Here is a 24,309-nt window from a genome sequence, read left to right on the forward strand (position 1 = left end):
TCAGTCCTCGAAGGCAGGGAAAAGATGCAGGCCGTCGGCGCCCAAAGGCAGCGTTCGGGCCGAACGGACCGCGCCCACCGGCAGCGGCCCATAAAGATGCGGAAACAGCTGACCGCCGCGCGAGGGCTCCCATTTGAGCGCATCGCCCAAGGCCACCGCCTCGACGGCGAGCAACAGCAAGCCGGCTTGCCCGGCGCGGTGCTTGGCGGCGCTTTCGACCACCTGTTCAGCGGTGGAAAAATGGATGAAACCGTCGGCCACGTCCTGGGACGAGCCGGAATAAAGCCCGGAAGCCTGGGCGGCCTGCCATTCCTCGGCCCGGCACATATGATAGATGAGAGCGGTCATGATGGTGCGGACATTAGGGGTAAATGCCCCTCAAGGCAACGGCGACGCCCCGATGACCGGCGCATGCAGCCAGAGCAGCAGCGCATAGAGCGCCAATCCGGCCAAAGGCCGCAGCCAGCCCATTTCCACCAGCAGGGCCGGATGAAGTTTCGCCGTCAACGCTGACAATCGGTCCCAATCGGCCAAGACCCGCCGACGCTTGGCGTCGAGCAGACGCGGGCCGAGCACAGCCAGCAGCAGCAGCGGGGCGAAGATCATCAATGCCGCCACGTCGCCATTGGGCACCATATGGGCGCCGGCCCACAAAGCCAGCCCCCACAGGATGGGGTGGCGGGTCAGGCGCAGCAGGCCGGGATGGGCGGGATCATACCCGCGCTTGCCCGGCCCGATGGAAAACGGGTTGGGACTGGTCATCCCCGCCGCCAGCAACAGGCAGGCGGGCAGCATGAGGATGGGCGGCACCCAACGCATCCACGGCGCCTGTTCCCACAGCAAAACGGTGGGGGCGGCCTGATAGGCGACGATGATCCACGCCAGCAAGGCCAGCGACAGGACGGAATAGGCGATGGAAAAACCGGCGACACCGCCCAAAAGGGCCTCGGCCCGGCGGCGTAAGCCGGGATGGTTGGTCAGGCGGTGGCTGACCAGGAAGACCAGCACCGCCAGGGCCAGATGGGCGAGCCCTAGTTCCAGGGATTGGCCTCGGGGATGTCCAGACGGTGCAGCCGCGCCGCCGCCGTCAGGGTGTTGCGCAGCAGGCAGGCGATGGTCATGGGGCCGACACCGCCGGGCACCGGGGTGATGGCCCCGGCCACCTTGACCGCCTCGTCGAACTTGACGTCGCCCACCAGCTTGGACTTGCCGTCGGGCAGGCCGATGCGGTTGATGCCGACATCGATCACCGTGGCGCCGGGCTTGATCCAGTCGCCCCGGATCATCTCGGGGCGACCGACGGCGGCGACGACGATGTCGGCGGCACGCACTTCGGCGGGCAGGTCGCGGGTTTGCGAATGGGCGATGGTCACGGTGCAGCTTTCGCGGATCAGCAGATGGGCCATGGGCTTGCCGACGATATTAGAGCGCCCGACGACGATGGCCTTGAGCCCGGTCAACGGCCCCAGATGGTCGCGCAGCATCATCAGCGAGCCCAATGGCGTGCACGGAATCATGCCGATGCCGCCCGAAGCCAGCATGCCGACGTTCCACGGGTGGAAGCCGTCCACGTCCTTATCGGGGCGGATGGTCTCGATCACCTTTTGCGCGTCGATGTGCTTGGGCAGTGGCAATTGCACCAGGATGCCGTGAACCTCGGGGTCATCGTTCAGACCCTCGATCAGGTTGAGCAGGTGGTGTTCGCTGGTATCCGCCGGCAGCACGTGCTCGAACGACTTCATGCCGCATTCGGCGGCGCGCTTGTTCTTGTTGCGCACATAGACCTGGCTGGCCGGGTCCTCGCCCACCAGTACCACCGCCAGACCGGGGGTGACGTGGTGGAAATCGCGGATCTCATGCACGCGGGCGGTGATTTCCTCGCGCAGATTGGCGGAAAAGGCGTTGCCGTCGATAAGCTTGGCCTGGGTCATGATCGTTTCGCCATCCATTGGTCAAGGCGGGCGGCCATTTCGGCCCCGTCGCCGGATATCAACACGGTCTTGCGGCGGTCGGTGGCGCCGGCGACGATCTCGAAATCCGATTTCGCCACCCGCCATTCCTTGGCCAGCATCTTGATCAGCGCGGCATTGGCCTTGCCGTCCTCGGGCACCGCCGTTACCGACGCCTTCAGCACCATTCCGCCATCAGCCTCGGCGGCCAGGCCGTCGATCTTGTTGCGTGATCCTTTGGGGGTCAGGCGGATAAAGACACGCAGGCCCTGGGCGGTGACGCTGTAGGGGACTTGGCTCAAAAGCCCTGAACCGCCAACAGCAGTTTCTTCACCACCATTTGCAGGAACAAGATGATCAGCCACAAAGCGATGGGCGACAGATCGACGGCGCCCACATCGGGCAGCCAGCGGCGCAGCGGCTTGAGCGCCGGCTCGGTCAGCCGTGCCAGCACGTCGCCGATGGTGCGGACCGCGTGGTTGTAGGTGTTGATGACGCCGAACGCCAGCAGCCACGAAAAGATGACGGTGGCCAGGACCACATACCAATAGAACTCGAGGGCGAAATAAATCACCGTCAACAAAGGTTCCAGGATGATGTCCATGGGGCGCCGGCCTTGATGGTTTGCGTTTCGATGGAAACCTAACCACAGCAGGGCGTGGGCGCAAGGGCGGCGTTGTCGCCGCCCTTGGCCGTCACGGTGGTCAGGCCGCCTGGAAGCCCGCCTGCTGGGCGAATTGGGCGGTGACGAAATCCATGGTGTTGCGATGGATCATCAGCCATTCCGGCAGTGATTTGGTGAAATAACCATCCTGGGCATCGCCGGCTTCCAGCCTGGCCAGCACTGTTCCCAGTTCAGCCAGCACCCGTTCGTGCTCGCCCTGGTGACAGCCCATGGCGAAAAAGCCGGTCTTTTGCATCATCGCCTCTTCGCGGGCGAAGTGATGGCGGCAATGGTCGATGAACTGGCGCAGCACATCCAGGCGCGCGGGCAGCGCGGCTTCGGCCATGGCGTTGATCTGGGCGGCGGCGACCTCGTGGTCGTCATCCATGAAACCAACACCAACGTTCAAGCCGGCATGCCACTCAAGAACAGACATTCCCTTTTCCCTTTCCGTTCGGCGACTGGCGGTGTCGGTTGCAGTGCACATATAATGCATACGTCATAAATAGGTGGCAAGAAAATACCCATTTGCAAAATGCGTGCTTGGGTTGACCATTTCACTTACCTGAAAGACGAAAAAGCGAGGGCCGAACCATGAGACAGTGTATCGCGCTGGCGGCGGCCCTGGCGGCGTTTCCCGCCTGGGCCGGACAGCTTTCCTCCCCTCCGGTCGATACCAACCAACGCCAATGCTATGACCAGAATGGTCGCCCCGGTTGCGCCGGCGGCCCGGCGGGGCAGGATGCCGCCTATGCCGGTCGCCAGCCCCGCTATGACGACAATGGCGACGGCACCGTCAGCGATCTGGTCACCGGCCTGATGTGGCAGCAGGATTTCAGCCGCGCCGCCTGGGCTCAGGCGCCGGCGCTGGCGGCGGCGGCACGCACCGGCGGTCATGCCGATTGGCGAGTGCCGACCATCAAGGAACTTTATTCGTTGATGGATTTTTCCGGCGCCACCGGCAGCGCCGGGCCGTCGCAGACCGGCGCCCCCGCCGACGCCCGGCCCTACCTGGACACGACAGCGTTCCGTTTTGAATATCCCCGTGTCGGGCGCTTCATCGACGCCCAATACATCAGCGCCACCGCCTATCTGGGGACGGTGATGGGGCGCGATCGCGCCTTTTTCGGCGTCAACTTCGCCGATGGCCGTATCAAAGGCTATCCCCAGGATGGCGGCCCCGGCAATCGGCAATGGTACTTACGGCTGGTGCGCGGCAATCCCGATTACGGCAAGAACGACTTCACCGACAATAAGGACGGTAGCATTACCGACCGCGCCACCGGCCTGACCTGGAGCAAGGCCGATAGTGGACGCGGCCTTGATTGGGCCGCGGCCCTGGCTTGGTGCGAGGGATTGAGGCTGGCCGGACACGACGACTGGCGTTTGCCCAATGCCAAGGAATTGCACAGCATCGTCGATTATTCCCGCGCCCCCGCTGCCACCAACTCGGCGGCCATCGATCCGATTTTTGCCATCACCCGTATCAGGGACGAGGAAGGTCGGCTCGATTGGCCCTATTTCTGGTCCTCCACCAGCCATCTGGACGGACGCCGCCCCGGCGATTTCGCCGTCTATTTCGCCTTTGGCAAGGCCCAGGGATATTTGGGCGGCGGCGGGCGCATGGGCGGTCCGCCTGGTGGTGGAATGGGCGGCCCGCCGCCCGGCGGGGGAATGGGCGGCGTGGGCATGGGGCCGCAACAAACCGGCCCCATGGTCCTGACCGACGTGCACGGTGCCGGAGCGCAACGGTCCAGCCCCAAGGCCGGCGACGAATCCCGCCTGCCCAAGGGGGCAGGCCCGCAAGGCGACGTGCTGCGTATCAACAATTTCGCCCGCTGTGTTCGCGGCTAGATGGTCAGCACCAGCTTGCCGCTGACCGCGCGGGATTTCAGCAAGGCCAACGCCTCGCTCGCCTGGGCCAGCGGCAGGGTCTGGCTGACATGGGGGTGCAGCTTGCCCTGCGCCCACATGTCCAGTGCATCATTCATGCTTTGCCGCACCAGCAGGGGATTGAGCTTGCGATAGGCGCCCCACCAATAGCCGATCACCGTGACGTTCTTGACCAGCAGATGATTGGCCGGAATCTGCGGCACGTTGCCCGAGGCGAAGCCGATGACCAGGATACGGCCATCGGGGGCGATGCTGCGCAAACTGGCGTCGAAGATTTCACCGCCGACCGGATCGTAAACCACATCGGCGCCGCGCCCGCCGGTCAGTTCCTTGACCTTGGCCCGCACGTCCTCGGCCTTGTAATCAATGCCGTGATGGGCGCCGTGATCGAGGGCGATTTGCACTTTTTCCGCGCCACCCGCGGTGGCGATGACCGTGGCGCCCATGGCGGCACCGATTTCCACCGCCGTCAAGCCGACGCCGCCGGCAGCGCCATGCACCACCAGCACCTCGCCCGGACGCAAGGCCGCTTTCAGCAAACCCAAATGCGAAGTGCCGTAAGCCACCGGAAAGGCAGCGGCGGTGACGAAATCCATGGCATCGGGGATTTTGTGGACATCGGTCCAATCGGCCACCGCCTCGCTGGCGAAGCCGCCGCCGGTGACATTGGCCATGACCCGGTCACCCACCGCCAGTTCGGTGACATCGGCGCCCACTTGCTCCACCGTTCCGGCCAGTTCCATGCCCGGCACCAAGGGCGGCGCCACCTTTTCCTGGTATTTGCCTTGGATGAATAGGGAATCGGCGAAATTGACCCCGGCGGCGGCGACCCGGATGCGTACCTGATGGGCGGCCAGGGACAGCGGGGGCAACTCGCGCAGTTCCAGCGCGGCGCCAAATTGGGGGCAGACCACGGCATGCATGGGGCGAACCTCGGAAAGTCTTGGGATTAAACCGGACGCAGGCGTTCTTTTTGCGCCGCCCAGGCCCGTTTCAAGGTGGTGAACAGAAAGATTTCCGTCAATTGCTCACGGGTCAGCACATTGGCGGCTTCCTCACGGGCGTAGCGCACCAGTTCCTCATCGGCCTTGGGGGCCGCCAGCAGGTTGGTGATCAGTTCCTTGCGGATCAGCGGCGGATACTTGCAGATTTCGCGCAAAAGCGAGGCCTTGACCAGCAGCGGAATGCGTTCCGAGGCGAACAGGCGATCCAGGCACATGGAATAGATGCCGAAATCCAGCTTGCCGGCCACCGTGCGGGTGAAGTCCATGAACTCGTCCAGAAACAGCGCCTCGGAAATCTTACGCTCGGCCAGCAGCTTGACCACGTCGAGGAAGGCCTTGTAGCGCTGACGCGCCGGCCCTACCGTACCGCCCAACTCCGCCGCCAGATCCTTGATCTGGTTGTCGCGGAACTTGGCATGGATCAGCGCCTCGGCTGATTCGCGCGCCCCCGAATCGAAGGCGGTTTCCTCGATCAGGGCGAACAGACGTTCGTACTTGACCCGCTCGGATGCCTTCAGCCTGCTCGCGGCCAGACCCAAGGGCAGGATGGCGGCCTTGGCCACCATGCCGTCACGGGCGACGATGGCGGCCATGGAAATGGCCGTCAGATCAGCCACTTGGCCGCCGAGGAAATCGTCGGTAATGACCATGCGCTCGCCCGGAGCCAAGGTCAAATTGGTGTTGAGCGCCCCACATTCCATGAAATGGGTGGCAAGGTCGCGCGGCTGCGCGGGCCCAACGGCCGGGCTTGGTTGGCGGCTGTCCATATCGCCATTTAGCCCGAACCGTCAGTCACCGGCAAGCATAAGTACTCAGGAACATCCCTTTGGTCGGGGCAGGCCGGCGATTTTATTGCCTTGCTTCAAGGGGCCGTGCGGAAACAGCTGATACAGATATTGCTGCGTGGCGCGATCGGGGCCGAATTTCTCCTTCATCAGCTTCATGAATATCCGCTGTTCGGCCACCAGTCCGTATTCCTCGAAATAAGCCCGCGCCTCGCGGATGACATCCCAATGTTCGTCGGTCAGCGTCACCCCTTCGGCCTGGGCGATGGCCTTGGCGATCTCCTCGTTCCACACCCGGCAATCCTCCAGCCAGCCGGCCTCGCTGACTTCCACGGCCTCACCATTAACCTGCAAATGGGGCATGACGCGATTCCTCCTGTTTATTAGATTATTTTTATATAGTGGGGTGACCCGCCCCTTTGGTCAATGGCGGCCCGCATTCATGGATTGCTAACAGGTGGCTGTGTTATACTGGACCGCTTGGCACGGATTGGATCAATGGCCGACGATTTACGCATATCCTCGTCCACCGGTGGGTTGGACAGCCTGAGGCAGGCCATGGGCCTGGGCGCGGGCAGCCGCGAGGTGCCCATGGCCGGCGCCCCGGTATCCACCGGCGTCCGTGGCGGCATCGGCGGCAAGCCGGGCAACCGCATCCTGCCCGCCGACTTTCCGCTGGATCAGCTGGACCGCCAAGCCCGGCGCGGAACCTATCTGGACATCCTGGTATAGCTCTTGCGCGTTTGCTTGGGCTTGTTCAGACTGCCGACATGCGACTGCAAGGCCCCAATCTCAGAATGAAGCCGGAAGGCGACGACCGCGAACGTTTGGTTTGCGGCGATTGCGGCTTTGTCGTCTATGAAAACCCCAAGGTCATCGTCGGCGCCGTCTGCACCTGGGAAGACCGCTACCTGCTGTGCCGCCGTGCCATAGAGCCGCGCGTGGGGTTCTGGACCATGCCGGTGGGCTATATGGAACTGCACGAAACCACCGAGCAGGGCGCCTTGCGCGAAGTCTGGGAAGAAGCCGGGGTGCGGGCCGAGATCGACGCCCTGCTGGCCATCTATTCCATCCCGGAAATCAGCCAGGTGCACATGATCTATCGCGCCCGCATGCTGACCCCCGATTTCGCCGCCGGCCCCGAAAGCCTGGAGGTCATGCTGGTGCCCTGGGAAGAGATTCCGTGGGAAGATCTGGCCTATCCCAATGTGCGCTGGTCGTTGGAATACGAGCGCGAAATGCGCGGTCAGAGCGGCTTCGCCCCGCGCGGTCGCCCGTTATAAGCCGCCGACCATGCCGCGCTTCAAGCTTCGGATCGAATATCACGGCACCCCTTTTGTCGGCTGGCAGCGCCAGGACAACGGCATCAGCGTGCAAGGTGAACTGGAAGCGGCCATCTTCCGCTTCTGCGGACTCGAGACCACCGTCACCGCCGCCGGACGCACCGATGCCGGCGTCCATGCCACCGGTCAGGTCATCCATTTCGACCTCGACCGCGAGGTCAGCGCCGAGCGGGTGCAAGGCGCGCTTAATTATCACCTGAAGCCGCACCCCATCGCCGTGCGGACGGTGGAAATCGTGCCCGACGACTTCCACGCCCGCTTTTCCGCCCTTGGCCGGTCGTATCTGTACCGCATCGTCAACCGTCGGGCGCCGGTGGCCATCGAGCGCGAGCGGGTCTGGTGGGTGTCCGTGCCGCTGGACGCCGAGGCCATGCAGGCAGCCGCCCGACACCTGTTGGGCCGCCACGACTTCACCAGTTTCCGCGCCGCCGCCTGTCAGGCGCAAAGCCCCGACAAGACCCTGGACCTGTTGCAGGTGACCCGGACCGACGAGGAAATCCGCATCGTCGCCGAGGCGCGGTCGTTCCTGCACCATCAGGTCCGCAACATGGTCGGCACGCTGAAACTGGTGGGGGAAGGCAAATGGCACCCGGACCGGGTAAAAGCCGCGCTGGAAGCCCGCGACCGCGCCGCCGCCGGCCCCACCGCACCGCCGGACGGGCTGTATCTGACCGGGGTGGTATATTAAATGGAATGGGGTGGTGCGGATTCAGGAATTCTGCGGGCTGAGGGGGAGATTGGTGGGCCCGGCAGGACTCGAACCTGCAACCAGACCGTTATGAGCGGCCGGCTCTAACCATTGAGCTACAGGCCCCACCTAAAAAATCCCCCCGCCGCCTTGCGGGCCGGGGGGATTTTGATACCGCAATTAACTCTAGGTGTCGAGAAAGCTGCGCAGCTTGCGCGAGCGCGACGGATGCTTCAGCTTCCTCAGCGCCTTGGCCTCGATCTGGCGGATACGTTCGCGCGTTACACTGAACTGCTGGCCCACCTCTTCCAAGGTGTGGTCGGTGTTCATGCCGATGCCGAAACGCATGCGCAGCACGCGTTCCTCACGCGGGGTCAGGCTGGCCAGCACCCGGGTGGTGGTTTCACGCAAATTGGCCTGGATGGCCGCGTCCAGCGGCAGAACCGCGTTCTTGTCCTCGATGAAGTCGCCCAGATGGCTGTCTTCCTCGTCGCCGATGGGGGTTTCCAGGGAGATCGGCTCCTTGGCGATCTTCAGCACCTTGCGCACTTTTTCCAAAGGCATGCTGAGCTTTTCCGCCAGCTCTTCCGGCGTCGGCTCGCGCCCGATCTCGTGCAGCATCTGGCGGCTGGTGCGCACCAGCTTGTTGATGGTTTCGATCATGTGCACGGGAATGCGGATGGTCCGCGCCTGATCGGCGATGGACCGGGTGATGGCCTGCCGGATCCACCAGGTGGCATAGGTCGAGAACTTGTAGCCGCGCCGGTATTCGAACTTATCCACCGCCTTCATCAGGCCGATATTGCCTTCCTGGATCAGATCGAGGAATTGCAGGCCGCGATTGGTGTATTTCTTGGCGATGGAAATGACCAGACGCAGATTGGCCTCGATCATTTCCTTCTTGGCCTTGCTGGCCTCGCGCTCGCCGCGCTGCACCGTCTGGATGATGCGGCGGAATTCGGTGATGGGCAGGCCGGCCTCACCCGAGACCACGCCGATCTGGGTGCGGATATCGCCCACATCACGGCGGTGCTTTTCCGAGAAGTCCTTCCAGTGCTTGGACTTGACCGCCACGGTTTCCAGCCAGTTGGGGTCCAGTTCCGAGCCGAAATAGCTGTCGAGAAAGTCCTGGCGCTTGACCTTGCACGATTCGGCCAGACGCAGCAGACGGCCTTCAAAGCCCATCAGCCGCTTGTTCAGGCCGTTCATGTGATCGACCAACTGCTCGATGCGGGCGTTGTTCAGATGCACGTCTTCCATCAGACGGACCATTTCCGCCTTCAGCTTGTCGTACTTCTTTTCCGTCGCCGCCGACACGGTGTCGCCCTTGGACAGGGCGGCCATGCGGTCCTTCTGCAGCTTTTCCATGCGCAGGAAATTGGCGGCAATGGCCTCGAAGGTTTCCAGAACCTGCGGCATCAGCTGGGCTTCCATGGCCGCCAGCGAGATGGAATTGTCCTCGCCTTCGCCGTCACCCTCGCCTTCCACTTCGCCCTCGGGGGCGTTGGGGTCGCGCGGTTCGGCCCCTTCCTCGCCTTCGGCGGGGGCGGCGGCCGGCTCTTCCTCGGCCGGGCCGGCTTCCATTTCCTCTTCCGACAATTCACCGCCGGGGCCGGAGCCATAGGTGGCGTCCAGATCGATGATGTCGCGCAGCAGCATGCGGCCGTTTTGCAGGGCGTCGTGCCATTCGATGATGGCGCGGATGGTCAGCGGGCTTTCGCAGATGCCGCCGATCATCATCTCGCGGCCGGCCTCGATGCGCTTGGCGATGGCGATTTCGCCCTCGCGCGACAGCAGTTCGACCGAACCCATCTCGCGCAGATACATGCGCACGGGGTCGTCGGTGCGGCCCAGATCCTCTTCGTCGACGTTGCCGGCGCCCGAGCTGGGTTCGGCTTCCTCTTCCTCGGTCTCGACGGCGGCGGCTTCGTCGGTTTCTTCGCTTTCCACCACGTTGATGCCCATTTCGGACAGCATGGCCATGGTGTCTTCGATCTGTTCCGACGACACTTCATCCGGCGGCAGGGCGGCGTTCAGCTCGTCATAGGTCACATAGCCGCGCTCGCGGCCACGGGTGACCATCTTCTTGACGGCGACGCCCAGGGCGTCGAGCAGCGGACCGTCCAGGTTCTCTTCCTGGCTCTCGTTGACTTCCGCCGTATTCTGCGTTTTGGTCGCCATTAACCCGATGCTCCTAATGCGCAAAGCCCGCGGCCATTCCCCCCTTGGGATGGGGCGCGGGGCAAGAAAGTATCAGAACTCGGGGCCGGTGTCGTCATCGTCGTCCTTGGCGATGGCCCGGCCCACTTCTTTCAACGCGGCGAAACGGTCGAAAACATCCGCCGACATCTGTTCCGCCAATTGTTGGGCCGCGTGTCCGATGTCATCGGACAGCCCGCGTTTCCAGGCATAGCGCTTGAAATGACGGTCCCAGTGCTGCCTAGCCTCGATAATCGTCTCTACACGCCCGATCTTGAATTCGTCGGTACCCATCAAGGCGTCGAGACCCTGGCCCAGACCATCAGCGCATAAGTGGGCGCACAACTGGTCCGAGTCAAGGTCATGAATAGATTGCAGGTGCTTTAGAATCCCGCGTCTCAGATTGTCAAGGTTCTTATCGGAAAACCCCACTTCGCCCAGGCTCTCGAAAACCTGTTCCAGTAGCGGCGGATGGCAGATCAGCAGCGACAGCAGCTTGGCCTCGGCCCGGCGCAACCACACCGCGTCATCTACCTGCGGCGGCGGCGGCTTGCCGGCGCCGGGCAGACGGCCATCGGGGCCGCGCAGCGGCGGATCGCCGGGGCGGCGCTTGAAATCGGCGCGGCGCCCCTGACCGCCGAAGCCGCCCTTCCCCTGGGATGGCACCCAGGCCGGGCGGGTCAAGGCCCGCATCTTGTCGCGGAACACCGACAGATATTGCCAGCGCACGGTTTCGTCGGTGATGGCGAAGGCCTTGTCCTTCAGTTCCTTCTCCAAGGCGGCGCGGCGCTCTGGGGTGTCGGTGGGGCGGTTGTCGGTGGAAAGTCGCCACACTACATCGACCAGCGGCTGGGCAGCGTCCAGCACCGCTTGCATGGCCGCCGGCCCCTTGGCCTTGATCAAGGAATCCGGGTCTTCCGGCGCCGGCAAAGTGGCGAAGCGCAACGACTTACCCGGCTTGCAGATGGGCAGACCGCGTTCCGCCGCCCGCGCCATGGCCCGCTGGCCGGCATTGTCACCGTCGAAACACAGGATCGGCTCGTCGGCCAGACGCCACATTTCCTCGATCTGCGCCTCGGTCAGGGCGGTGCCCAGGGGGGCGACGGCAAAGGTGAAGCCGGCCTGATGCAGGGCGATAACGTCCATATAGCCTTCCGCCGCCATCACCACATTGCGTTCCCGCGCGGTTTCGCGGGCTATCGCCAGCCCGTACAAGGTGGCGCCCTTGTGGAACAAAGGGGTATCGGGCGAATTCAGGTATTTGGGCTGGCCGTCGCCCAAGGTGCGGGCGCCGAAGGCGATCACCCGACCGCGACGGTCGGTGACCGGAAACATCACCCGGCCCCGGAAAAAGTCGAAGCTGGCGCCGCCGTTATCCGGCTTTTTTAAAAGTCCGACCTCGATCAATTGCGCTTCCGGGCAGGCATCGCTCATCAGCGCGGTTTTCAGTGCCTCGCGCGAGTCCGGCGACCAGCCCAGGCGGAAGCGGGCGATGGTGTCGTCGCTGAGGCCGCGCCCACGCAAATATGCCAGCCCTTCGCGTCCCGCCGGCCCGCGCAAGTGCTTTTCATAGAACTGGCAGGCCGATTCCATGGCGTCGTGCAGAGAGGCGCGCCGGGCCTCGACCCGGCGTTCTTCCGGCGTCGCCTTGGGCACCTCCAGGCCGCATTCCGAGGCCAGCCGCTCCACCGCCTCGGTGAACGACAGATGGTGGGCGCGCATCTCGAAGCCGATGGCATCGCCATGAGCACCACAGCCGAAGCAATGGAAAAAGCCCTTTTCCTCGTTGACGGTGAAGCTGGGGCTTTTTTCGTTGTGGAACGGACACAGGCCCTGGAATTCCCGCCCCTTCTTGGTCAATTTGACACGACGGGCCACCACCCCCACCAGCGAGGCGCGGGCGCGCAATTCGTCGAGAAATTGGGGCGGGAAGGCCATTTTGCCCTACCCTTTGTTTCAGCGGATCAGCCGCCCAGCAGCTTTTTGGTCAGGGCGCTGGCCTTGGTGAAATCCATGGTGCCGGCGTGGCGTTCCTTGAGCGAGGCCATCACCCGGCCCATATCCTTGATGCCGCCCGCACCCAATTCGGCGATGACGGCGGACACCGCCTCGGTCATTTCCGCCTCGTTCAACTGACGCGGCAGGAACCGTTCGATGATGGCGATTTCATCCTGTTCCTGCTGCGCCAGCTCCAGCCGCCCGCCTTGTTCGTAAAGCGAGATGCTTTCGCGGCGCTGCTTGATCATGGATTGCAGCATCTGCAGGATTTCGTCATCGCTGATGCCATCCATCACGCCCCTGGAGCGGGCGGCGATGTCACGGTCTTTGAGAGCCGCGAGAATCAGGCGAACGGTGGATACCACACGGCTGTCCTTGGACAGCATGGCGGTCTTCAAAGCGTCGTTGAGCTGCGGACGCAGCATGGAACCTCCCCAGATATCCCGTTTCCCCCCGGTCGCGGGAAAGCGAGTAGGCTATCTGGAATCCCCCATTAAGGCAACGACTCTGTCGCGCATTACCGGGTTGAATTTCTTACGTTTTGTTTTACCCTGCGGAAAGCTTGACGGAATGCGCGGATTTCGATAAGAAGCGCCCGTTTGCCTGCCGCATCTTGGGCCAACGTGGCCCCGCCCGGGAACATCGCCTGTCAGATCAAGGTGAGTTCTCGCGTTCGTGTGCGCCACACGCATATTATAGACACCCTCGTTCCCACCCCCGGGACGACACGCGATTAAAAAGGACCATCATGCCGAACCACGCCGCGGAGCCCGCCTTCGACATCCCGCGTCCGCCGGGCGCCACCGCCGCCCTGGTCCTGGCCGACGGCACCGTGCTGTGGGGCAAGGGCTTCGGCGCCACCGGCCAATCGGTGGGCGAGGTGGTGTTCAACACCGCCATGACCGGCTATCAGGAAACCCTGACCGATCCGTCTTATGCCGGCCAGATCATCACCTTCACCTTCCCCCATATCGGCAATGTCGGCACCAATGTGGAAGACATCGAGACGGTGACCCCCGCCGCGCGCGGCCTGATCGTGCGCGCCGACATCACCGACCCGGCCAACTGGCGCTCGGCCAAACACCTGGATGCCTGGGCCAAGTCCCATAACCTGATCGGCCTGTCGGGCATCGACACCCGCGCCCTGACCCGGCGCATCCGCGACCTGGGCGCCCCCAACGGCGTCGTCGTCCACGCCGAGGACGGCGCTGTGGACCTGAAGGCCGCGTGGCAAATGGCCAAGGCCTGGCCCGGCCTGGAGGGCATGGATCTGGCGCTCGATGTGTCGTGCACCCAAGCCTATGCCTGGGACGAGACCGAATGGTCGCTGGAGCAAGGGTACGGCAAGCAGGCTGAGCCCAAATACCACGTGGTCGCCATCGATTACGGCGCCAAGCGCAACATCCTGCGCTGTCTGGCCAGCGCCGGCTGCAAGGTCACCGTGCTGCCGGCCAAATCGACGGCCGAGGACGTTTTGCGTCACCAGCCCGATGGCGTCTTCCTGTCCAACGGCCCTGGCGACCCGGCGGCCACCGGCGTTTACGCGGTGCCGATGATCCAAGGAATCATCGCCTCGGGCAAGCCGCTGTTCGGCATTTGCCTGGGGCACCAGATGCTGTCGCTGGCCTTGGGGGCCAAGACCTTCAAGATGGATACCGGCCATCGCGGCGCCAACCATCCGGTCAAGGATCTGGAAACCGGCAAGGTCGAGATCACCAGCCAGAACCATGGCTTCGTCGTCGATGAAAGTTCGTTGCCGGCGGATGTGGAAGTCACCCACCGGTCGCTGTTCGACAAGTCGGTGGAGGGCATCAAGGCCAAGGGCAAGCCGGTGTTTTCGGTGCAATACCACCCGGAAGCCAGCCCCGGGCCGATGGATAGCCATTATCTGTTCGACCGGTTCGTGGATCTGATCGCCCAGTCGAAGTAGGGAATTTTTGACACGGATGGACACGGATAAACACAGATCAAATAAAAATATCTGCTTTTATCCGTGTTTATCCGTGTCCATCCGTGTCTGAATCAAAAAGTTCTTGTGAAAGCGCCCGCCATGCCCAAACGTACAGACATCAAATCCATCCTGATCATCGGTGCCGGTCCCATCGTCATCGGTCAGGCGTGCGAGTTCGATTACTCGGGCGTGCAGGCGTGCAAGGCGCTGAAGGAAGAGGGCTACCGGGTCATCCTGGTCAACTCGAACCCGGCCACCATCATGACCGATCCCGGTCTGGCCGACGCCACCTATATCGAGCCGATCACGCCTGAAGTGGTCGCCAAGATCATCGCCAAGGAACGCCCCGACGCCCTGCTGCCGACCATGGGCGGGCAAACGGCGCTCAACACCGCCATGAAGCTGGCCGATGACGGCACCTTGGAAAAGTACGGCGTCGAGATGATCGCCGCCAAGCGCGATGTCATCGCCAAGGCGGAAGACCGTCTGCTGTTCCGCGACGCCATGGACAAGATCGGCCTGGACAGCCCCAAGTCCCGCGTCGTCCGCACGCTTCAGGAAGCGCGCGAATCGCTGGATTTCGTCGGTCTGCCGGCGATCATCCGCCCCAGCTTCACCCTGGCCGGCACCGGCGGCGGCATCGCCTATAACATCGAGGAATACGAAAACATCGTTTCCGGCGGTCTGGCCGCTTCCCCCGTGCACGAAGTGCTGGTGGAAGAATCGGTGCTGGGCTGGAAAGAGTATGAGATGGAAGTTGTCCGCGACAAGAAGGACAACTGCATCATCATCTGCTCCATCGAGAACGTCGATCCCATGGGCGTGCACACCGGTGACTCGATCACCGTCGCCCCGGCCCTGACCCTGACCGACAAGGAATATCAGATCATGCGCAACGCCTCTTTGGCGGTGCTGCGCGAGATCGGCGTCGATACCGGCGGCTCCAACGTCCAGTTCGCCGTCAACCCCAAGAACGGTCGCATGACGGTGATCGAGATGAACCCGCGGGTGTCGCGGTCCTCGGCCCTCGCCTCCAAGGCCACCGGCTTCCCCATCGCCAAGGTCGCCGCCAAGCTGGCCGTCGGCTATACGCTGGACGAGTTGGCCAACGACATCACCGGGGTGACCCCGGCCAGTTTCGAGCCGACCATCGATTATGTCGTCACCAAGATTCCGCGCTTCACCTTCGAGAAGTTCCCTGGTGCCGACCCCAATCTGACCACCTCGATGAAGTCGGTGGGCGAGGCCATGGCCATTGGCCGCACCTTCCAGGAGAGCCTGCAAAAGGGCCTGCGGTCCATGGAAACCGGCCTGACCGGCATGAATGAGGTGGAAATCCCCGGCGCCTCCGCCGCCGACCGCAAGGACGCCATGAAGAAGGCGTTGGCAACGCCGCGTCATGACCGCCTGCTGGTCATCGCCCAGGCCTTCCGCCTGGGTCTGAGCGTGGATGAAATCCATGCCGCCTGTTCTTATGACAAGTGGTTCCTGGAGCAGATCAAGGGCATCGTCGATGCCGAGGAAGAGGTGCGGGCCAAGGGCCTGCCCATCGACGCGCCGGGCCTGCTGCGCCTGAAGAAGATGGGCTTCTCCGATCAGCGTCTGTCGGAATTGTCGGGCAAGACCCTGACCGAGACCACGTTCCGTCGCGAGGTGTTGAACGTCAAGCCGGTGTTCAAGCGCATCGACACCTGCGCCGCCGAGTTCCCGTCGTCCACCGCCTATATGTATTCGTGCTACGAAGGCGATGGCATCAACGCCGCCGAATGCGAGGCCGACGTTTCCGATCGCGACAAGGTGATCATCCTGGGCGGCGGTCCCAACCGTATCGGCCAGGGCATCGAGTTCGATTATTGCTGCGTGCACGCGGCCTATGCACTCGATGACGCCGGCAAAGAGACCATCATGGTCAATTGCAACCCGGAAACCGTCTCCACCGATTACGACACCTCGGACCGCCTGTATTTCGAGCCGCTGACCGCCGAAACGGTGATCGAACTGGTGCGCAAGGAACAGAGCAAGGGCCGGGTGTTGGGCTGCATCGTCCAGTTTGGCGGCCAGACGCCGCTGAAGCTGGCCCATGCGCTGGAAGATGCCGGCATCCCCATCTTGGGCACCAGCCCCGACAGCATCGATCTGGCCGAGGACCGCGAACGCTTCCAGGGTCTGCTGCATGACCTGGGCCTGAAGCAGCCGCCCAACGGCACGGCGCGGTCGCTGGACGAGGCCAAGGCGGTGGCTGACCGCATCGGCTATCCGGTGGTCATCCGTCCCAGCTTCGTCCTCGGCGGTCGCGCCATGCAGATCGTCTATGACCATGAAGCGCTTGAACGCTACATGAAGGAAGCGGTGGTGGTGTCGGGCAAAGACCCGGTGCTGATCGACTTCTACCTGAAGAACGCCATCGAGGTGGACGTGGACGCCCTGGCCGACGGCACCGACGTCTTCGTCGCCGGCATCATGCAGCACATCGAGGAAGCCGGCATCCATTCCGGCGATTCCGCCTGCTCGTTGCCGCCCTATTCGCTCGACGACGACACCATCGCCGAGCTCGAGCGTCAGACCGTCGCCTTGGCCAAGGCACTCAACGTGCGCGGCCTGATGAACGTGCAATACGCGGTTCAGGACGGAGTGATCTACATCCTGGAGGTCAATCCGCGCGCCAGCCGGACCGTGCCTTTCGTCGCCAAGGCCACCGGCATCCCCATCGCCAAGATCGCCGCCCGCATCATGGCCGGCGAGACCCTGGCCAGCTTCAACATCAAGAAGGAAAAGCTGGATCACGTGGCGGTGAAGGAAGCGGTGTTCCCCTTCGCCCGTTTCCCCGGCGTCGATATCCTGTTGGGGCCGGAAATGAAGTCCACCGGCGAAGTCATGGGCATCGACAAGGATTTCGCCCTGGCTTTCGCCAAGGCCCAGTTGGGCGCCGGCACCGTGTTGCCGACCGAAGGCTGTGTGTTCATCTCGGTGCGCGAGGGCGACAAGCCGGCCATGGTCGCGGTGGGACAGCAATTGCAGGACATGGGTTTCAAGCTGATGGCCACCGAAGGTACGGCACGGACGCTGCGCGAGGCCGGCTGTACCGTGCAGGTGGTCAACAAGGTGCTGGAAGGCCGCCCGCATTGTGTCGACGCCATGACCAACGGCCAAATCCAGTTGGTGGTCAACACCACCGAGGGCAGCCAGGCGGTCAAGGATTCGTTCTCGATCCGCCGCTCGGCCTTGCAATCCAACATCCCGCACTTCACCACGGTGGCCGGGGCGCAAGCAGCGGTGAAGGCCATCGCCGCCTTGAAGCGCGGAGCGCTTGATGTTGCGCCGCTGCAATCGTACTTTAAGAGCTCGTTCTGATGCGGGGGCTTTGAAGGAATGGAAAAAATCCCGATGACTCCGGCGGGCTTGACCACGCTGGAGGATGAATTGCGCAACCTGAAGGCGGTGGAACGCCCGGCGGTGATCAAGGCCATCGCCGAGGCGCGCGAGCACGGCGATTTGTCTGAAAACGCCGAGTACCACGCCGCCCGCGAGCGTCAGAGCTTCATCGAAGGCCGTGTCGCCGAGTTGGAAGATGTCATCAGCCGCGCCCAGGTCATCGACATCGCCTTGATGTCGGGGGATCAGGTGCGTTTCGGCGCCACCGTCACCCTGGCGGACGAAGACAGTGACGACGAGGTGGTCTACACCATCGTCGGCGCCCACGAGGCCGACATCAAGTCGGGCCGCATGTCGGTGCATTCACCCCTGGCCCGGGCGCTGATCGGCAAGCATATCGGCGACACCGTCGAGGTGACGACGCCGGGCGGCTCGAAATCCTATGAAGTGGTGGACGTCAGGTTCGTCTGATACCGCCTGAATGACGAAAGCCCGGGGAAACCCGGGCTTTCGCACGTTCTGGCTTGGGATATGCCGCGCTTATTGGGGCGATACCGTCGCCGCATCCATGAAAGCGGCAAAACCCTGTCGATCAAAATAAGACGGCAACCAGGACGAGAGCAGCGTCAAGACGATATTGTCGTGCAACAACAAGTCGACACCGTGGGTGGCGATATTCGTGCCCCGCAAGCCGTCGCCGCCGAGATCCTGGAGGGCAGGGATCAGGGGAATACCGTGCTGGCGAAAAGTCGCGGCAATGCCCTGCTGATCACGGAATTGCACGGTGACGGTGCCGGTTCGTTCGTCCGGATTGGCGGTCACCTCGAAGTGTAATCCATACCCATCCGCGACATTTATAAGGGCGGATTTTCCAAAAAAATCGTCAAGCCCGGCCCGGTAAAGGGCATCACCATTGCCGCGCAGATAAAGACACATGCAGCGCTCGCTGCCGTGCCAGGTCACACGGGGGAGGATGGGTTGGGCAAGCGCAAGCACCGGCGCGTTCTCTTGTTGGACGAAGGAGTAGCGGTCGTCCCGCTCCACCTGGCGGTCCACCTGCCACTCGCTGTTCTTCGTTGCCAATATCTGGCCGACCAGGGCCGGCAAGTGGGTATTGACGCTGGCCAGGACCAGGACAAGGGCGAAGGCGCCAAGACGTAGCAGCACTCCACAGCGACACGACAAGGCAGCCCACAGCGCCAGAAGCAACGGCAACAGGCTGGGGATGGCCCAGCCGACGAGCAGGAAAAGGGTGCCGCCGCTCATGCCGCTGGCGGGATGAAGCCCAAATACATAGAGGGCGGCCAGGGCCATTGCGGCGATGGGCAATCCGGCCAGATATTTTCTCTTTGGCCCGTGTATGTCCGCACCCGACATTCCGCCCCACTTTTCCCGATGAAACTACGTGCCGCCATCCACATGGGCGACCACCCATTTGATGCCATCGACTTCACCGGCATCGGCCCGCAGGGACTCGGCCTGGGCGTGGTCGGCGACGCCGCCCAGCAGGAAGGCGACGTTGTTGACGACGCGGACGATCAGCCCGCCCTTGCCATCCACCCCCAGATGACGGCGCACCGCGCCTTCCTTGGCCTGATCGGGGATGAACAGGTCCAAGGCCCGATCCTCGGCCAGGATCAGTTCATTGATGACGCGGGTAACGCCGGAAATCCCCGCCGCATTCTGTTCGGCCCGACGGCGCTGGTCCGGCTTGATCACCGCTCCCATCAGCAACACCCGCCCGCTCCACACCTCGATTGTGACGCCGCGATAAGAACCGGCATCCAACTCGCGCAATTTGCGGGTCAAAATCGAGGCGATGACGTCGTCGCGGTTGGCATCCTGGCGGGATCGCTCCAAGGCCGAAAGAACCGGGCGCACCGGCTCTTCCGGCGCGGCGGCGGAGCTTTGTGCCGGTTCGGCACTCTGGCAGGCCGCCACGGCCAGACCAGCCATCAACAGCACCGCCAAACGCTTGATCATGCCTCGTCGCCTTCATCCTCGGGCAGACCGCGCGCCGCACGATAGCGTCGCCACAACCACAGGCCCAACACGGTGGAAACCACGAACAGCAACGCCGATAAAATGGTGTTGGTGACCGGGTCTAATTGCATGCCGCCGCCCAGCAGGGTGAAGACGATGGTTTGCGGCAGATAGCCGATGGCCGAACCGGCGAAGAACGGCAGCGCCCGCACCCCCGATACGCCGGCGCCGATATTGGCCGCCAGACCATAGGACAAGGGCGACAGCCGTAGGATCAGCGCCATGGTCAGCGGGTTGCCGGCCAAAAAATCATCCAGCCGCTTGATCTTGCCGGGGAAGCGCCGGGCCAGGAAGTCGCGGCCCATGAAACGGGCATAGTAGAAGGCCGACATGGAGCCCATCAGGGTAGCGGTCAAGGCCAGCAAAGTCCCCAGCCAGAAGCCGAAGGCATAGCCGCCCAAGAAACACACCATCTGCCGCGGCAGGCCGATGGCGATGACCACCGCGCCGACCAACAAAAACAGGCCCTCGCCCCACAGCCCCTTGCCGCGCACTTCAGTATCGACCCAGGCCGAATCCAAAAGCGCCCTGAGACCGATGCCTTCCAGCAGGAAACCGATCAAGGCCAGGGTGGCGATCAGGACCAGACCGCGTATCAGCACCCGGGGGTCCAACAGGGGATGGCGCTTGGCGGTCACGGCTTGGCTCATTGTGGCGGGATTTCAACGACCGGATTGCGCGACCGCCGCATCAGCCACATCACCCCCAACAGATCGGGCACACCGACCAGGGCGCGGCGCAGATTGCTGTAATTGGAGGCGCCGGCCCCGCGCGGACGGTGGTTGACCACCACCGATTCCACCGTGCCGCCGGCCCGGATGGTCAGCGCCGGCAAATAGCGGTGCATATGATCGAAACGCGGCAGGTCCAGGAACAAGGCACGGGAAAACAGCTTGGAGCCGCAACCGGTATCGGGGGTGTTGTCGCGAAGCGCCCAGGCACGGATGGCGTTGGCCGCCTTCGACGCCCACCGCCGCGACGACGTATCCTTGCGGTTGGCGCGCCAGCCGGCGATCAGCAGCTTTTCGCGGCTGGCTTCCGGCTCGGCCCGCCAGCGGGCCAGCATGCTGGGAATATCCGCCGGATCGTTCTGTCCGTCACCGTCGAGCATGGCGATCAGCGGCGCGCGGGCGTGCTTGACGGCGGTGGCGATGGCTTGGCTTTGCCCGCAACTGGCCCGATGCCGAACAAACCGCACTTGCGGGAAACGCCCCTTGGCCTCCAGCAGTTTTTGCCCGGTGGCATCGGTGGAGCCGTCATCCACATAAATGATCTCGAATTCCACCACCCCATGGAGGGCGGCATGGATTTCCGTCACCAGCGGCAGGATGTTGTCGGCTTCGTTCTTGACCGGAACGACCACCGCCAGTTCGGGGACCGCATTCATGGCGTCACCTTGCGTCGGGGTTCAGGGATGGGGGTTCAGGCCAGACCGCCCCGGCCCATGGCCAGGAATTTTTCCCGCCGCCGCGCCCGCAGCACGCCGCCTTCGATGCCGGCCATGTCGCGCAAAGCGCCGTCCAGGGCCGCCGACAGCGACTGCATCACCTGGTCGCGGTTGCGATGCGCCCCGCCCAGCGGCTCATCGACGATTGCATCGCAGATACCCAGCTTGTGCAGGTCTTGCGCGGTCAGGCGCAGGGCCTCGGCGGCGTCCTTGGCGTTCTCGCCCGAGCGCCACAGGATCGAGGCGCAGCCTTCCGGGCTGATCACCGAATAGATGGCGTGTTCCAGCATCAAGACCGTATTGGCCGAGGCCAGGGCGATGGCCCCGCCCGAGCCGCCCTCGCCGATAATGGCGGTGACGAAGGGAACGCGAACATCCAGGCAGGTTTCGATGGAGCGGGCAATGGCCTCGGCCTGACCGCGCGCCTCGGCATCGACGCCGGGATAGGCGCCGGCGGTGTCCACCAGGGTCAACACCGGGATCTGGAAATGGTCGGCCATTTCCATCAAACGCCTGGCCTTGCGATAGCCCTCGGGCTTGGCCATGCCGAAATTGTGCTTGAGCCGGGTTTCTGTGTCGTGACCCTTTTCATTGCCCAGCACCATCACCGACTGGCCGCGGAAGCGACCCAGGCCACCGACGATGGCATTGTCTTCGCCGAAGCAGCGGTCACCCGACAGCGGGGTGAAATCGGTGATCAGGCCACGGATGTAATCCAAGGCGTGCGGGCGGTCGGGGTGGCGGGCCACCTGGGTCTTCTGCCACGGCGACAGTTTGGCGAAGGTGGAACGCAGCAGCTTGTCGACCTTGGTCTGCAGGCGAGCAACCTCGTCGGCGATATTGACGTCGCCGCCATCGGTCAGGTGCCGCAGTTCCTCGATCTTGCCTTCAAGCTCGGCGATGGGCTTTTCAAATTCCAGGATATGCATGGGAGGCTTCATACCACAGCGGAGATTGGGAGCAAGAAAAAGCACGCCCCCGCAAAAAATGAAAGCGCCAAAAAGGAAGGGGGGCCAAGCCCCCCGTTCCGATCAGCTCTTGCCGCCCTTGCGGGCCGGCTTGGGGTCGAGCCCTTCGTACAAGGGCCACGCTCCCGTCGCCACCGCATCCAGCGACGGCGAAGTCTGTCCCAAGCGCGAGCGATAAATCCAGAAATTGGTCATCACCCGCTCGACGAAGGACCGCGTCTCGCGCGACGGCAGTGCCTCGATGAACAGCAACGGATCATCGTTGTGCTTGATGGTCGACAGCCATTGCCCCAACTTGCCGGGGCCGGCGTTGTAAGCCGCGGCCAGCAACAGCAGATTGCCGTTGACCGGCTCTTCCGCCATCAGCTTGTTCAAGTACTTCTGCCCCAGGGCCAGATTGGCCTCGGGCACCAGCAGGTTGTCACGCCCGGTCTTGCCGCCGATGGCGGCGGCGGTGGCCGGCATCAACTGCATCAATCCGGCAGCACCGGCGCCGCTTCGGGCATTGGGGTTGAACGATGATTCCTGGCGGACGAAGGCATAGACCAAGGCCTTGTCCACCTGCCAACCGCCGCGCGGATTCCAGTCCGGCAGCGGATAGCTGGCGGCATCGTTCAAAAGACCGGGGGCCATGCCGCCCAGGCGGACAGCCAGACCGGGCATGTCGGCCACATGGGCCAGCACCATCATGGACTGGCGCAAGGCCTTGGTGGCACGGGGATAGGATTTGCGCAGCTCTTCCTCGGCCAGTTCACCTTCCCCCACCTGCACCAGGGCCAGGGCACGACGGGTCCCCGGCGCCCGCATCAGCAGGTCGGCATCGGCCTCGGTGAAGGGCGGCGATTCCCACGAAAACAGGGTCTCATAGCCCAGGGTCTGGCGTGCAAGCATGCCATAGAAGGTGCGCGGATAGGTGGCGGCGATTTCCAGCCAGTGATTGACCACCTCGGGACGCCGCGACACCAGATTGGCACGGGCGGCCCAAAAGGCGCCGGCGGAAACCATCCACGACGATTGGCTGTCGGAATTGGCCACGGCTTCGAAATGGCGCCGCGCCAGTTCAGGCTTGCCCTGACGCCACTGGGCCAGACCGGCGATCCAATGAGCCGACGGCAATTCGACGCCCGAGCGTTCCCCCGCCTGGGCCGCCCACACGGCGGCCTCGGCATCGCGACCGCTGGAGAAATGGTCGGCGGCCATCAGCGTCTTCATCTCGTCCACGTCCAAGGCGGACAGATTAGCCGCCTCCGACCCGGTCAGCAGCGCCAGCGCCGCCGAACCGTTGTCCTGGCGCAGCAACTGACGGAACTTGGTCTTAAGGGCTTTGACCTTGGGCGAGCCGCCATCGCTGTTATAGCTGGCGCCTTCCCAATTGGCCCCTTCGTCCGAGGTATCGATGCCGGTCCCCTTGAGCGCGCCCTTGACCGGCGGCTTAATGGCGCCAAACCCCTTGATACCCTTGGCGGTAGCCAGCTTGTAAATGGCTTCCGATTGCGGCAGATCGGCGTTATCGGCCATCCACGCCCGCAATTCCTGATATTTGGGACGGTACCCCGATTGCAGATAGCGCTGGGCCAGGATATGGCCCTTCAGCACATCGTCCTTGAGCTTGCCCATCTCGCGGTCGGCGGCGGCCCACTGGCCCGCGGCCTGCATCTTGAAGATACGGGCGTAAAGAGTGGAATCATCGGCGGACAAAGGACGCGGCAATGGCGCAATGCGCGCCTCGCGGCCAATGCCGGGCATCACCGCAGCGGTGCGGGTGCCTTCGGCGGCGGACGCATCCGCAAGGTCAGAGTGAGCGTTTTTGTCGGCGGCAAAAGCCGGGACATAAAGGCTCAGGATGACTGCCGTCAGCACCGGGAGGAGCCTGTGTCGCAAGGCCGGGCCTCTCGAGTTGTTATCGGAAAAATCGAACATCCTGCGCAGTTTTATAAATGACCCCTGGGGGGAAAAGCAAGCCAAAAGGCTGGGAAAATATGGAAAAACTCCAATTTCCACATAT

The 24,309-nt window shown here is 63.5% G+C and carries 25 protein-coding genes and 1 tRNA gene; 7 read left to right on the forward strand and 19 right to left on the reverse strand.

Features of this window, described 5'->3' with window-relative positions; all coding sequences use genetic code 11:
- The 6 genes from MGMSRV2_RS14810 to MGMSRV2_RS14835 all read right to left on the reverse strand — a co-directional run bounded on the left by MGMSRV2_RS14810 (window position 1) and on the right by MGMSRV2_RS14835 (window position 3,049).
- Window positions 1-348, reverse strand: coding sequence for a DUF952 domain-containing protein (locus MGMSRV2_RS14810; protein WP_024081166.1), 348 nt, complete (start codon window positions 346-348; stop codon window positions 1-3).
- A 30-nt stretch (window positions 349-378) separates the two neighbouring features.
- The gene (locus MGMSRV2_RS14815) at window positions 379-1,008 is read right to left on the reverse strand and encodes an NnrU family protein (protein ID WP_024081167.1); all 630 of its coding nucleotides are present in this window, start codon (window positions 1,006-1,008) and stop codon (window positions 379-381) included.
- Window positions 1,009-1,031: 23 nt separating this feature from the next.
- Entirely contained in the window at window positions 1,032-1,931 is a 900-nt protein-coding gene (gene folD, locus MGMSRV2_RS14820; protein WP_041634587.1) for a bifunctional methylenetetrahydrofolate dehydrogenase/methenyltetrahydrofolate cyclohydrolase FolD, read from the reverse strand.
- Window positions 1,928-2,251: a DUF167 family protein gene (locus tag MGMSRV2_RS14825; protein ID WP_024081169.1), complete on the reverse strand. Its 324-nt coding sequence runs from the start codon at window positions 2,249-2,251 to the stop codon at window positions 1,928-1,930. The genes folD and MGMSRV2_RS14825 overlap by 4 nt, the downstream gene beginning before the upstream one ends.
- On the reverse strand, window positions 2,248-2,553 hold the full coding sequence (locus tag MGMSRV2_RS14830) for a YggT family protein (RefSeq protein ID WP_024081170.1): 306 nt from the start codon (window positions 2,551-2,553) through the stop codon (window positions 2,248-2,250). The genes MGMSRV2_RS14825 and MGMSRV2_RS14830 overlap by 4 nt, the downstream gene beginning before the upstream one ends.
- Before the next feature lie 100 nt (window positions 2,554-2,653).
- A complete protein-coding gene (locus MGMSRV2_RS14835) occupies window positions 2,654-3,049 on the reverse strand; it encodes a bacteriohemerythrin (RefSeq protein WP_024081171.1) in 396 nt (131 codons plus the stop codon).
- Window positions 3,050-3,207: 158 nt separating this feature from the next.
- Between MGMSRV2_RS14835 and MGMSRV2_RS14840 the strand changes: the two genes are divergently transcribed.
- A complete protein-coding gene (locus MGMSRV2_RS14840; protein ID WP_024081172.1) occupies window positions 3,208-4,467 on the forward strand; it encodes an Lcl C-terminal domain-containing protein in 1,260 nt (419 codons plus the stop codon).
- Here the strand turns inward: MGMSRV2_RS14840 and MGMSRV2_RS14845 are convergent.
- The 3 genes from MGMSRV2_RS14845 to MGMSRV2_RS14855 all read right to left on the reverse strand — a co-directional run bounded on the left by MGMSRV2_RS14845 (window position 4,464) and on the right by MGMSRV2_RS14855 (window position 6,658).
- Entirely contained in the window at window positions 4,464-5,429 is a 966-nt protein-coding gene (locus tag MGMSRV2_RS14845) for an NADPH:quinone oxidoreductase family protein (protein ID WP_024081173.1), read from the reverse strand. The two genes, MGMSRV2_RS14840 and MGMSRV2_RS14845, sit on opposite strands and share 4 nt — an antisense overlap.
- 26 nt (window positions 5,430-5,455) lie before the next feature.
- Window positions 5,456-6,160: a hypothetical protein gene (locus MGMSRV2_RS14850; protein ID WP_234016256.1), complete on the reverse strand. Its 705-nt coding sequence runs from the start codon at window positions 6,158-6,160 to the stop codon at window positions 5,456-5,458.
- Between the two features lie 162 nt (window positions 6,161-6,322).
- A complete protein-coding gene (locus MGMSRV2_RS14855; protein ID WP_024081175.1) occupies window positions 6,323-6,658 on the reverse strand; it encodes a TusE/DsrC/DsvC family sulfur relay protein in 336 nt (111 codons plus the stop codon).
- Window positions 6,659-6,793: 135 nt separating this feature from the next.
- Between MGMSRV2_RS14855 and MGMSRV2_RS14860 the strand changes: the two genes are divergently transcribed.
- Genes MGMSRV2_RS14860 through truA form a run of 3 tightly spaced genes read left to right on the forward strand, consistent with a single transcriptional unit; the run spans window position 6,794 to window position 8,326 of the window.
- Window positions 6,794-7,027: a hypothetical protein gene (locus MGMSRV2_RS14860; RefSeq protein ID WP_024081176.1), complete on the forward strand. Its 234-nt coding sequence runs from the start codon at window positions 6,794-6,796 to the stop codon at window positions 7,025-7,027.
- Between the two features lie 38 nt (window positions 7,028-7,065).
- Complete coding sequence (locus tag MGMSRV2_RS14865) at window positions 7,066-7,578, forward strand: NUDIX hydrolase (protein WP_024081177.1); 513 nt, start codon at window positions 7,066-7,068, stop codon at window positions 7,576-7,578.
- A gap of 10 nt (window positions 7,579-7,588) precedes the next feature.
- Entirely contained in the window at window positions 7,589-8,326 is a 738-nt protein-coding gene (truA, locus tag MGMSRV2_RS14870) for a tRNA pseudouridine(38-40) synthase TruA (protein WP_024081178.1), read from the forward strand.
- Window positions 8,327-8,376: 50 nt separating this feature from the next.
- On the opposite strand, the gene MGMSRV2_RS14875 is transcribed toward truA, so the two are convergent.
- From MGMSRV2_RS14875 to MGMSRV2_RS14890, 4 genes are all read right to left on the reverse strand, one after another.
- Window positions 8,377-8,452, reverse strand: a tRNA-Ile gene (locus MGMSRV2_RS14875).
- A 60-nt stretch (window positions 8,453-8,512) separates the two neighbouring features.
- A complete protein-coding gene (rpoD, locus tag MGMSRV2_RS14880; RefSeq protein ID WP_024081179.1) occupies window positions 8,513-10,507 on the reverse strand; it encodes an RNA polymerase sigma factor RpoD in 1,995 nt (664 codons plus the stop codon).
- 72 nt (window positions 10,508-10,579) lie between these two features.
- The gene (gene dnaG / locus MGMSRV2_RS14885) at window positions 10,580-12,463 is read right to left on the reverse strand and encodes a DNA primase (protein ID WP_024081180.1); all 1,884 of its coding nucleotides are present in this window, start codon (window positions 12,461-12,463) and stop codon (window positions 10,580-10,582) included.
- Window positions 12,464-12,489: 26 nt separating this feature from the next.
- Complete coding sequence (locus MGMSRV2_RS14890; RefSeq protein WP_024081181.1) at window positions 12,490-12,948, reverse strand: GatB/YqeY domain-containing protein; 459 nt, start codon at window positions 12,946-12,948, stop codon at window positions 12,490-12,492.
- 323 nt (window positions 12,949-13,271) lie between these two features.
- On the opposite strand from MGMSRV2_RS14890, the gene carA reads away from it, so the two are divergent.
- The 3 genes from carA to greA all read left to right on the forward strand — a co-directional run bounded on the left by carA (window position 13,272) and on the right by greA (window position 18,317).
- Entirely contained in the window at window positions 13,272-14,453 is a 1,182-nt protein-coding gene (gene carA / locus MGMSRV2_RS14895) for a glutamine-hydrolyzing carbamoyl-phosphate synthase small subunit (RefSeq protein WP_024081182.1), read from the forward strand.
- 120 nt (window positions 14,454-14,573) lie between these two features.
- Window positions 14,574-17,825 (forward strand): carbamoyl-phosphate synthase large subunit, encoded by a 3,252-nt coding sequence (gene carB, locus MGMSRV2_RS14900; protein ID WP_024081183.1) that lies wholly within the window; start codon window positions 14,574-14,576, stop codon window positions 17,823-17,825.
- A gap of 18 nt (window positions 17,826-17,843) precedes the next feature.
- Window positions 17,844-18,317: a transcription elongation factor GreA gene (gene greA, locus MGMSRV2_RS14905; protein ID WP_041633660.1), complete on the forward strand. Its 474-nt coding sequence runs from the start codon at window positions 17,844-17,846 to the stop codon at window positions 18,315-18,317.
- Window positions 18,318-18,386: 69 nt separating this feature from the next.
- On the opposite strand, the gene MGMSRV2_RS14910 is transcribed toward greA, so the two are convergent.
- From MGMSRV2_RS14910 to MGMSRV2_RS14935, 6 genes are all read right to left on the reverse strand, one after another.
- Complete coding sequence (locus tag MGMSRV2_RS14910) at window positions 18,387-19,223, reverse strand: hypothetical protein (RefSeq protein ID WP_041633661.1); 837 nt, start codon at window positions 19,221-19,223, stop codon at window positions 18,387-18,389.
- 24 nt (window positions 19,224-19,247) lie between these two features.
- Entirely contained in the window at window positions 19,248-19,829 is a 582-nt protein-coding gene (locus tag MGMSRV2_RS14915; protein WP_024081186.1) for a BON domain-containing protein, read from the reverse strand.
- Window positions 19,826-20,539: a TVP38/TMEM64 family protein gene (locus MGMSRV2_RS14920; RefSeq protein WP_024081187.1), complete on the reverse strand. Its 714-nt coding sequence runs from the start codon at window positions 20,537-20,539 to the stop codon at window positions 19,826-19,828. Before MGMSRV2_RS14920 ends, MGMSRV2_RS14915 begins: the two co-directional genes overlap by 4 nt.
- Window positions 20,536-21,276 (reverse strand): glycosyltransferase family 2 protein, encoded by a 741-nt coding sequence (locus MGMSRV2_RS14925; protein ID WP_024081188.1) that lies wholly within the window; start codon window positions 21,274-21,276, stop codon window positions 20,536-20,538. Before MGMSRV2_RS14925 ends, MGMSRV2_RS14920 begins: the two co-directional genes overlap by 4 nt.
- Before the next feature lie 35 nt (window positions 21,277-21,311).
- Window positions 21,312-22,265 (reverse strand): acetyl-CoA carboxylase carboxyltransferase subunit alpha, encoded by a 954-nt coding sequence (locus tag MGMSRV2_RS14930; RefSeq protein WP_024081189.1) that lies wholly within the window; start codon window positions 22,263-22,265, stop codon window positions 21,312-21,314.
- A 102-nt stretch (window positions 22,266-22,367) separates the two neighbouring features.
- A complete protein-coding gene (locus MGMSRV2_RS14935) occupies window positions 22,368-24,164 on the reverse strand; it encodes a transglycosylase SLT domain-containing protein (protein ID WP_242410692.1) in 1,797 nt (598 codons plus the stop codon).
- Window positions 24,165-24,309 lie beyond the last annotated feature (145 nt).

The organism is Magnetospirillum gryphiswaldense MSR-1 v2 (assembly GCF_000513295.1).
Lineage (GTDB): Bacteria > Pseudomonadota > Alphaproteobacteria > Rhodospirillales > Magnetospirillaceae > Magnetospirillum > Magnetospirillum gryphiswaldense.

Excerpts from the sequence above, each read along its gene's own strand:
- MGMSRV2_RS14865 (WP_024081177.1), top strand. The coding sequence starts at position 7,066 with ATGCGACTGCAAGGCCCCAATCTCAGAATGAAGCCGGAAGGCGACGAC.
- MGMSRV2_RS14850 (WP_234016256.1), bottom strand. The coding sequence starts at position 6,160 with ATGGTCATTACCGACGATTTCCTCGGCGGCCAAGTGGCTGATCTGACG.
- greA (WP_041633660.1), top strand. The coding sequence starts at position 17,844 with ATGGAAAAAATCCCGATGACTCCGGCGGGCTTGACCACGCTGGAGGAT.
- rpoD (WP_024081179.1), bottom strand. The coding sequence starts at position 10,507 with ATGGCGACCAAAACGCAGAATACGGCGGAAGTCAACGAGAGCCAGGAA.
- MGMSRV2_RS14925 (WP_024081188.1), bottom strand. The coding sequence starts at position 21,276 with ATGAATGCGGTCCCCGAACTGGCGGTGGTCGTTCCGGTCAAGAACGAA.
- MGMSRV2_RS14930 (WP_024081189.1), bottom strand. The coding sequence starts at position 22,265 with ATGCATATCCTGGAATTTGAAAAGCCCATCGCCGAGCTTGAAGGCAAG.
- MGMSRV2_RS14855 (WP_024081175.1), bottom strand. The coding sequence starts at position 6,658 with ATGCCCCATTTGCAGGTTAATGGTGAGGCCGTGGAAGTCAGCGAGGCC.
- folD (WP_041634587.1), bottom strand. The coding sequence starts at position 1,931 with ATGACCCAGGCCAAGCTTATCGACGGCAACGCCTTTTCCGCCAATCTG.
- MGMSRV2_RS14845 (WP_024081173.1), bottom strand. The coding sequence starts at position 5,429 with ATGCATGCCGTGGTCTGCCCCCAATTTGGCGCCGCGCTGGAACTGCGC.
- truA (WP_024081178.1), top strand. The coding sequence starts at position 7,589 with ATGCCGCGCTTCAAGCTTCGGATCGAATATCACGGCACCCCTTTTGTC.
- MGMSRV2_RS14840 (WP_024081172.1), top strand. The coding sequence starts at position 3,208 with ATGAGACAGTGTATCGCGCTGGCGGCGGCCCTGGCGGCGTTTCCCGCC.
- MGMSRV2_RS14835 (WP_024081171.1), bottom strand. The coding sequence starts at position 3,049 with ATGTCTGTTCTTGAGTGGCATGCCGGCTTGAACGTTGGTGTTGGTTTC.
- MGMSRV2_RS14810 (WP_024081166.1), bottom strand. The coding sequence starts at position 348 with ATGACCGCTCTCATCTATCATATGTGCCGGGCCGAGGAATGGCAGGCC.
- MGMSRV2_RS14920 (WP_024081187.1), bottom strand. The coding sequence starts at position 20,539 with ATGAGCCAAGCCGTGACCGCCAAGCGCCATCCCCTGTTGGACCCCCGG.
- carB (WP_024081183.1), top strand. The coding sequence starts at position 14,574 with ATGCCCAAACGTACAGACATCAAATCCATCCTGATCATCGGTGCCGGT.
- MGMSRV2_RS14910 (WP_041633661.1), bottom strand. The coding sequence starts at position 19,223 with ATGTCGGGTGCGGACATACACGGGCCAAAGAGAAAATATCTGGCCGGA.
- dnaG (WP_024081180.1), bottom strand. The coding sequence starts at position 12,463 with ATGGCCTTCCCGCCCCAATTTCTCGACGAATTGCGCGCCCGCGCCTCG.
- MGMSRV2_RS14915 (WP_024081186.1), bottom strand. The coding sequence starts at position 19,829 with ATGATCAAGCGTTTGGCGGTGCTGTTGATGGCTGGTCTGGCCGTGGCG.
- MGMSRV2_RS14860 (WP_024081176.1), top strand. The coding sequence starts at position 6,794 with ATGGCCGACGATTTACGCATATCCTCGTCCACCGGTGGGTTGGACAGC.
- MGMSRV2_RS14830 (WP_024081170.1), bottom strand. The coding sequence starts at position 2,553 with ATGGACATCATCCTGGAACCTTTGTTGACGGTGATTTATTTCGCCCTC.
- carA (WP_024081182.1), top strand. The coding sequence starts at position 13,272 with ATGCCGAACCACGCCGCGGAGCCCGCCTTCGACATCCCGCGTCCGCCG.
- MGMSRV2_RS14890 (WP_024081181.1), bottom strand. The coding sequence starts at position 12,948 with ATGCTGCGTCCGCAGCTCAACGACGCTTTGAAGACCGCCATGCTGTCC.